Source organism: Streptomyces solincola (genome assembly GCF_002982015.1).
Classification (GTDB): domain Bacteria; phylum Actinomycetota; class Actinomycetes; order Streptomycetales; family Streptomycetaceae; genus Streptomyces; species Streptomyces solincola.
Genome location: NZ_PVLV01000393.1, coordinates 1 through 7,576, shown reverse-complemented (window position 1 = coordinate 7,576; position 7,576 = coordinate 1). Strand labels below are relative to the sequence as shown.

At 76.4% G+C, this 7,576-nt stretch carries 8 protein-coding genes; 5 read left to right on the top strand and 3 right to left on the bottom strand.

The genetic code is table 11. From position 1 onward, the window contains the following. On the top strand, positions 1–1,434 hold a 1,434-nt coding region (locus C6N75_RS22760; protein WP_407703260.1), incomplete at its 5' end, for an MFS transporter. A 75-nt stretch (positions 1,435–1,509) separates the two neighbouring features. Here the strand turns inward: C6N75_RS22760 and C6N75_RS30885 are convergent. Further along, the gene (locus C6N75_RS30885; protein ID WP_181160579.1) at positions 1,510–1,662 is read right to left on the bottom strand and encodes a hypothetical protein; all 153 of its coding nucleotides are present in this window, start codon (positions 1,660–1,662) and stop codon (positions 1,510–1,512) included. A gap of 67 nt (positions 1,663–1,729) precedes the next feature. Beyond that, positions 1,730–2,986 (bottom strand): hypothetical protein, encoded by a 1,257-nt coding sequence (locus tag C6N75_RS22755; protein WP_105870757.1) that lies wholly within the window; start codon positions 2,984–2,986, stop codon positions 1,730–1,732. Positions 2,987–3,174: 188 nt separating this feature from the next. On the opposite strand from C6N75_RS22755, the gene C6N75_RS22750 reads away from it, so the two are divergent. The 3 genes from C6N75_RS22750 to C6N75_RS22740 are packed head-to-tail and all read left to right on the top strand — an operon-like array spanning position 3,175 to position 6,142. Continuing rightward, positions 3,175–4,008, top strand: a complete 834-nt coding sequence (locus tag C6N75_RS22750; protein ID WP_105870756.1) for a Nif3-like dinuclear metal center hexameric protein — start codon at positions 3,175–3,177, stop codon at positions 4,006–4,008. After that, positions 4,005–4,748, top strand: coding sequence for a zinc ribbon domain-containing protein (locus C6N75_RS22745; protein ID WP_181160580.1), 744 nt, complete (start codon positions 4,005–4,007; stop codon positions 4,746–4,748). The genes C6N75_RS22750 and C6N75_RS22745 overlap by 4 nt, the downstream gene beginning before the upstream one ends. Then, positions 4,748–6,142: a bifunctional RNase H/acid phosphatase gene (locus tag C6N75_RS22740; protein WP_258177554.1), complete on the top strand. Its 1,395-nt coding sequence runs from the start codon at positions 4,748–4,750 to the stop codon at positions 6,140–6,142. The genes C6N75_RS22745 and C6N75_RS22740 overlap by 1 nt, the downstream gene beginning before the upstream one ends. Positions 6,143–6,296: 154 nt before the next feature. Here the strand turns inward: C6N75_RS22740 and C6N75_RS22735 are convergent, their stop codons facing one another. Beyond that, the gene (locus C6N75_RS22735; RefSeq protein WP_105870755.1) at positions 6,297–6,974 is read right to left on the bottom strand and encodes an SRPBCC family protein; all 678 of its coding nucleotides are present in this window, start codon (positions 6,972–6,974) and stop codon (positions 6,297–6,299) included. A 151-nt stretch (positions 6,975–7,125) separates the two neighbouring features. Here C6N75_RS22735 and C6N75_RS22730 point away from each other — a divergent pair. Next, on the top strand, positions 7,126–7,576 hold a 451-nt coding region (locus C6N75_RS22730), incomplete at its 3' end, for a TetR/AcrR family transcriptional regulator (RefSeq protein WP_146132645.1).

The following is a 7,576-nucleotide window of genomic DNA, read 5'->3' as shown; positions in this document are numbered from 1 at the left end:
GCTTCCGCTTCCGCCTCTGCGGCTCCCACCGCCACGACCGCGCCCCCGGCGGCCGGCAACCGGACCTGGCTGGTCCTGGCCGCCGCCTGCGCCGGGCAGTTCCTCGTCGTCCTCGACGTCTCCGTGGTCAACGTGGCCCTGCCGTCCATGCGCGCCGACCTCGGGCTGTCCTCCGTCGGGCTCCAGTGGGTGCTCAACGCGTACTCCATCGCGTTCGCCGGCTTCATGCTGCTCGGCGGACGGGCCGCCGACCTCTTCGGCCGCAAGCGGATGTTCCTCACCGGGCTCGGGCTGTTCACCGCCGCCTCGGTGGCCGGCGGACTGGCCGGCGAGGGCTGGCAGCTCCTGGCGGCCCGGGCCGTGCAGGGCCTCGGGGCCGCGGTCCTCGCCCCGGCGACGCTCACCATCGTCACCTCCGCGGTGCCGCCCGGCCCGGCCCGCACCCGGGCGATAGCCACCTGGTCCGCGGTCGGCGCGGGCGGCGGCGCGGCCGGCGGACTGGTCGGCGGCCTCCTCACCGACCTGCTCTCCTGGCGCTGGGTGCTGCTGATCAACGTGCCGGTCGGCGTCGTCGTCATCGTCGCCGCGGTGGTGTGCATACGCGAGGGGCGCGGCGCGGACGCCCGCCGGCGGCTCGACCTGCCCGGCGCGGTCCTGGCCACCGCAGGCCTGGCCGCCGTCGCCTACGGCATCGTGCAGACCGAGGAGGCCGGCTGGGGCGACGCCGCCACCCTCGTCCCGCTGCTCGGGGGCCTCGCCCTGCTCGCGCTGTTCGTCGCGGTGGAGGCCCGCACCCGCGAGCCGCTGATGCCGCTGAAGGTCTTCCGCTCCCGCCCGGTCTCCGCGGCCAACGCGGCCATGCTGGTCAACGGCTCCGCCTCGTTCGCCATGTGGTTCTTCATGACCGTCTACGCCCAGGGCGTGCTCGGCTACACCCCGCTCCAGGCCGGCCTCGCCCTCGTGCCCAGCTCGCTCAGCGTCATCCTCGGCTCCAAGCTCGCGCCCCGGCTGATGGCCGTCACCGGCGCCCGCGACCTCGCCGTCGCCGGTGCGCTGGTGGCCGCCGCCGGCTTCGGCTGGCAGTCCCTGATGGACGCCCACGGCTCGTACGCCACCACCATCCTCGGCCCCGGCATCCTGATGATGCTGGGCGTCGGCCTCGCCATCACCCCGCTCGCCTCGCTGGCCACCGCCGGCGCCGCGCCCGGCGACGCCGGCCTGGTCTCCGGCCTGGTCAACACCTCCCGCACGATGGGCGGCGCGCTCGGCCTCGCGGTGCTCTCCACCGTCGCCGCCGCCACGACCGCCGGCGGCACCTCGCCGGAGGCGCTCACCGCCGGCTACGCCATGGCCTTCCGCACCGGGGCGATCGTGGTCCTCGCCGGCGCGCTGCTCACCTGGCTGTGGATGCCGCGCCGCACCGAGCACCACTGACCGCGCAGACGAGGGAGGGCCGGAGCCCGGGGGTCACCCGGGCTACGGCCCTCCCTCTCGCCGTCGTCCCGCCGGTCAGGCGGCCTCCGCCTCCGTGTGCCTGCGGTGCCGGCCGTGCGGCTGCGCGCCGGTGTCCTCGGCGCGCGCGGCGCCCCCTCGGTGCTTTCCGGAGCCGCCGGCGTCCCCCTGCGGTCCCGCCTGGGTCGTGTCGGTGCTGGCTTCAGACATGTGGGAACTTCACCCCGTCGTGATCGTTTCGATGATGTGCGGCCCGTGAGTCTAGGGCCTGCCCCCTTCAGGCCGTGCGGCCGGTCAGCGGCGCCTGCTGGAGCGGAACCGGTCGGCACACCCCGACAGTCGCCGCGGCCCCCGCCTGCGGTTCCCGCTCCGCCCCTTCCGCTTGTGCGGGTGTGGTGGAGGGCCCCCGCGCCGGGCGTTCCGCCGCCGGTCGTACGCCGTCGGGCGCGGGCTCCGGCGGGCCCGAGCGCGCCAGTCTGGCCAGCCCGCACGGCACCGCCGCCGTCGCGTACGGCAGCACCAGCACCCCCTCCCGGGACCACAGCCCCGCCCCGGCCTGCCAGCCGGCCGGCGCGCCCACCTGGTGCAGCCTGCGCTCGGCCGGCCGCCAGATCCCCACCCAGCTCCCCGACGCCCCGTCGATCCGCAGCGCCACCGCGCACGCCTCCGGGGTCAGCGTCTGCCCCGGCTGCACCGCGAACGGCGTCACCGCCGCGTCCGCAAGCCGCAGGCACTCCGGGAACTTCACCGGCAGCGTGCTGCCCAGCACCCCCCACCCCAGCCGCGGGGCGCCCGGCGAAGGCGCGTCCGAGCGCACCAGCAGCAGCCCGCTGTCCGCGTCCGCCAGCAGCACCCGGTCATCGCTGCTCTCGGCGATCTCCAGCAGCGGCGTCACCTCGCCGCCCCGCCCCAGGTCCACCGCCACCGACTTCACCGGCCCGCCGCCGGCCGGCCGCCGGTCCAGCGCCAGCAGCCGCCCGCTCCCGTCCAGCCACACCCCGCCGGTGCACCACCCCGGCACCTCGGCCACCGGCTCCGGCCCGCCCGGCCCGCCGGTCACCCGCCACACCGTGGACACCCGCTCGCCGGCGCTCAGCGCGTACCCGCCGAGCCCGTCCGGCGACGGCGGCAGCAGCCGCACCGCACCGCCCGCCCCCGGCCCGTCCGGCACCGCGCCCAGCAGCACCTCCCCGGTGCGCGGCCCGCTCGGATACAGCAGCGAGTAGACCCGGCGCTCCTCCACTCGCCGCCCGATCAGCACCCGCCCGTCGGACAGCGCCAGCAACTGCGCGTCGGCGTCCTCCGGCTGCCCGGCCGGCAGCGGTACGGCGTAGGGCTCGGGCCCGTCCAGCGTCCAGCGCTCCGGGTAACGGGCCTCGCCCTCCCCGGCCAGCCTCGCCGCGTAGGCGCCGTCCGCGGCGAGGGAGAACCCCCCGCCCGCCTCCCCGGGGCCGGAACCCGGCCCGGTCGTGGAACCCGTACGCGCCGCCGCGCCGTCATCCTGCGCGGCGGGCTCGATGGCACAGGCAGTCATCGACTCGTCACCTCCGGCGACAGAAGCTAGTTTTCGCACGCCCAGCCGGACAACGGGACCCGGCCCGCTTCACCTGTACGGGTGGCCGGGTGCGAATTCGCCGCGCGCCCCGACCCCGGCTGTGCTCCGGCCCCGGGCGGACCCCGACCGCGACCACCGGCGTTACGCCGGACAGGTAGCCTTGCCCCGTGCCCCGTCTGTCTGAAGTCATCGCCGAGCTGGACGCCCTGTGGCCCCCGGAGCGGGCCGAGCAGTGGGACGCCGTCGGCACCGTCTGCGGCGACCCGGACGCCCCCGTCCGCCGGGTGCTGTTCGCCGTCGACCCGGTCCGGGCCGTCGCCGACGAGGCCGTCGCGCTCGGCGCGGACCTGCTGGTCACCCACCACCCGCTCTACCTGCGCGGCACCACCACGGTGGCCGCCGGGCACTTCAAGGGCCGGGTGGTGCACACCCTGATCAAGCACGACGTGGCCCTGCACGTCGCCCACACCAACGCCGACACCGCCGACCCCGGCGTCTCCGACGCGCTGGCCGCCGTGCTCGGCCTGCGCCCCGTCGCCCCCCTCGTCCCTGCGACCGGCCTCGGCCGGATCTGCGAGCTGGACGAGCCCGAGACGCTCCGCGCGTTCGCCGAGCGGGCCGCCCGCGCGCTGCCCGCCACCGCGCAGGGCATCCGCACGGCCGGCGACCCCGACGCGCTCGTGCGCCGGGTCGCGGTCAGCGGCGGCTCCGGCGACAGCCTCTTCGACGCGGTGCGGGCCGCCGCCGTGGACGCCTTCCTCACCGCCGACCTGCGCCACCACCCGGCCTCCGAGGCCGTGCAGCACACCGGGCTGGGCCTGGTCGACGCCGCGCACTGGGCCACCGAGCAGCCCTGGTGCGACCTGGCCGCCCGCCAGCTCGCCGAGATCTCCGACCGCCGCGGCTGGGACCTGGAGGTCCAGGTCTCCACGGCGGTCACCGACCCCTGGTCACACCACTCCGCTTCCTCCGCTCACCTCGACACTGGAGCCCCCAACTGAACGCCGCGCCCGCCGACCAGATCCGCCTCCTCGACGTCCAGGGCTTCGACCTGCGCCTGGCGCAGCTCGCCCACCGGCGCCAGGGGCTGCCCGAGCACGCCGAGATCGAGTCGCTGACCAAGGACCTCGCCCAGCTGCGCGACCTGCTGGTCGCCGCGCAGACCGAGGAGAGCGACTGCGCCCGCGAGCAGACCAAGGCCGAGCAGGACGTCGACCAGGTCCGCCAGCGCGCCGTCCGCGACCAGCAGCGCCTGGACTCCGGCGCGGTCACCTCGCCCAAGGACCTGGAGAACCTCCAGCGGGAGCTGGTCTCCCTCGCCAAGCGCCAGGGCGACCTGGAGGACGTGGTGCTGGAGGTCATGGAGCGCCGCGAGTCCGCCCAGGAGCGGGTCGCCGAGCTGACCGAGCGGGTCGGCGCGGTCCAGGGCAAGGCCGACGACGCCACCGCCCGCCGGGACGCCGCCCAGGGCGCACTGGACGACGAGGCCGCCTCCGTCGCCAAGGAGCGCGAGGTCGTCGCCGGCTCGGTGCCCGCCGACCTGATGAAGCTGTACGAGAAGATCCGCGGCCAGCAGGGCGGCGTCGGCGCGGCCAAGCTGTTCCAGCGCCGCTGCGAGGGCTGCCGTCTCGAGCTGAACATCACCGAGCTGAACGAGGTCCGCGCCGCCGCCCCCGAGACGGTGGTCCGCTGCGAGAACTGCCGCCGCATCCTGGTGCGCACCTCGGAGTCCGGCCTCTGATGGCTGCCACCCCCGGCGCCGCGGGCATCGGTGAACTGATCGTCGAGGCCGACGGCGGCTCCCGGGGCAACCCGGGCCCGGCCGGCTACGGGGCGGTCGTGCTGGACCCGGTCTCCGGCGAGCCGCTGGCGGAGGCCGCCGAGTACATCGGCGTGGCCACCAACAACGTCGCCGAGTACCGGGGCCTGATCGCCGGACTGAAGGCCGCCCGCGAGCTGGCGCCGGAGGCGTCGGTGCGGGTGCGGATGGACTCCAAGCTGGTCGTGGAGCAGATGTCCGGCCGCTGGAAGATCAAGCACCCGGACATGAAGCCGCTGGCCGCCGAGGCCGCCCGGGTCTTCCCCGCCGCGCAGGTCCGCTACGAGTGGATCCCGCGCGAGCGGAACAAGCACGCCGACCGGCTCGCCAACGAGGCGATGGACGCGGGCAAGCGCGGGCAGCGGTGGCAACCCGGCCACTCCGCGGCCTTGGCCGCGGCCCGTCCCGCCGCCACCGGGCCCGGCGCCGACACGGCAGCCGCCCGAGTCGTCGGCGACCACGCCGCCGGCGCCGCCAAGGCCCGCGCGGCACTCGCGGGCACGCGTCCGGAGCCGGGGACGGGCTCCGTCACGGGTGCGGGCGCTCGTACGGGAGCCGGGGCTCGTACGGACTCGGGTGCGGGTACGGATCCGGGTGCGGCTCCGGTCGCCGGGGCCGCCTTGGCCGTCCCGTCGGTCGGGGCTGCCGCCGCCGAGGCGACCACCCCGGCCGTCGGCTGGGCCGCCGCCGACCTGGGCGCCCCGGCCACTCTCGTCCTGCTGCGGCACGGCGAGACCGCGCTCACCCCGCAGAGGCGGTTCTCCGGCAGCGGCGGCAGCGACCCGGAGCTGTCCGACGCGGGCCGCCGCCAGGCCGAGGCGGCCGCCGCGCTGCTGGCCGCCCGGGGCACCGTCCAGGAGATCGTCACCTCCCCGCTGCGGCGCTGCCGGCAGACCGCCGCCGAGGTCGCCGAACGGCTGGGCCTGGAGGTGCGGGTCGAGGAAGGGCTGCGCGAGGCGGACTTCGGCGCCTGGGAGGGCCTGACCTTCGCCGAGGTGCGCGAGCGCTACCCGGACGACCTGGACGCCTGGCTCGCCTCCCCGAAGGCGGCGCCCACCGGCGGCGAGTCCTTCGCGGCGGTCAGCCGCCGGGTCGCCGCCGCCCGGGACCGGCTCACCACCGCGCACGCCGGCCGCACGGTGCTGGCGGTCACCCATGTCACGCCGATCAAGACCCTGGTCCGGCTCGCCCTGGGCGCGCCGCCGGAGTCGCTGTTCCGGATGGAGCTGTCGGCGGCCTCGCTCTCCGTCGTGGCCTACTACCGCGACGGCAACGCCTCGGTGCGGCTGCTCAACGACACCTCGCACCTGCGCTGAGCCCTCTCCCTGCACGCCTCCGTACGGAACGTCCGCGCGCCTCCGTACGGGAGCGGGCCGGCTCGGGGCCGCGTCCGCCCCCTCGCCGCACGGCCCTCCGGAACGGGGACGTCCCCCTGGACAGGCCGTGACCGCAAGACGCCCCCTCGCCGGCTCAGGGCCGGCAGCCGCCCGCCTCCGCTGCCTCGGCCGCGGTCTTCAGGTCGCGCAGCCACGCCTCCAGCCCCTCCCGGAGCACCCTGGTGGCGGTGGGCACGTCCCCGTCCACCACCGGGCCGGTATGGGTCTCCTCGGTGCTCACTCGCACCCCGCCGCCGCGCGTCGGCGAGAACCGCCACACGTGCACGCCGTCGATCCGCACCCCGTGCGCCTCGTCGACCGCCGGGCCGGTCCAGCGGATGCAGGAGCCGCGCTCAAGCTGCCGGACGGTCGAGGTGATGTCCAGGTCCAGCGCCGGAGTGCTCGGCGTGGGCGGCACCGGGATCGTCCACCGGAACGCCGAGCCGGCCCGCAGCGGCCCGTGGTCCAGGCGCTCCGCGCTCGCCACCGGCGGCTGCCAGGACGGCCAGCGCGCCACGTCCGTCTGGAGCTTCCAGACGGTGTTCAGCGGCGCGTCGATCACCGTCTCGGTGCGGTGCCGGACCGCGGCGGCCGGGTCCACGCCCCGGCCCTGGCAGGTCAGCGGGGCGGCGGCGGCCGGCCGCGGGTGGGCCCCGGCCGGGACGGCGGCCGCGCCGAGCAGTCCGCCGGCGACCAGCGGCACGGCGAGGAGCGCGGCGGTACGCGAACGGGCGGCGGCACGGGAACGGGCGGCGGTACGGGTGCGGGACATGACGTTTCCCCCTGGATGTCGTCACGGAGAGAAGCCCTTGCTTCCGTGAGAAGTTATAACTTCCTTCCGTTCGGAGAGTCAACAGCAATCGTGATACCTTATAACTCCCGCTGAGGGGCAAGTGACCGACGGGCAGAGGAGGCGGCGGGCGATGGCCGCGAACGACGCGAGCACGCGCACGAGGGGGGCCGCGACGCCCCGGGAGCGCTACCGCGCCCAGGTCCGCGCGGAGATCAAGGACCGCGCCTGGGAGCAGATCGCCACGGCCGGCGCGTCCGCCCTCTCCCTCAACGCCGTCGCCAAGAGCATGGGCCTGAGCGGCCCCGCGCTCTACCGCTACTTCGCCGGCCGCGACGAGCTGATCACCGAGCTGGTCCGGGACGCCTACCGCAGCCTCGCCGACGCCCTGCACGCGGTCGCCGCCGAGGGGACCGACCTCGCCGGACTGGCACGCGCCCTGCGCGAGTGGGCCCTGGCCGACCCGCACCGCTACTTCCTCGTCTGGGGCACCCCGATCCCCGGCTACCAGGCGCCCGAGGACACCACCGCCATCGCCGACGAGGTCCTGTCTCTTATACACATCTCCGAGCCCACGAGACGTA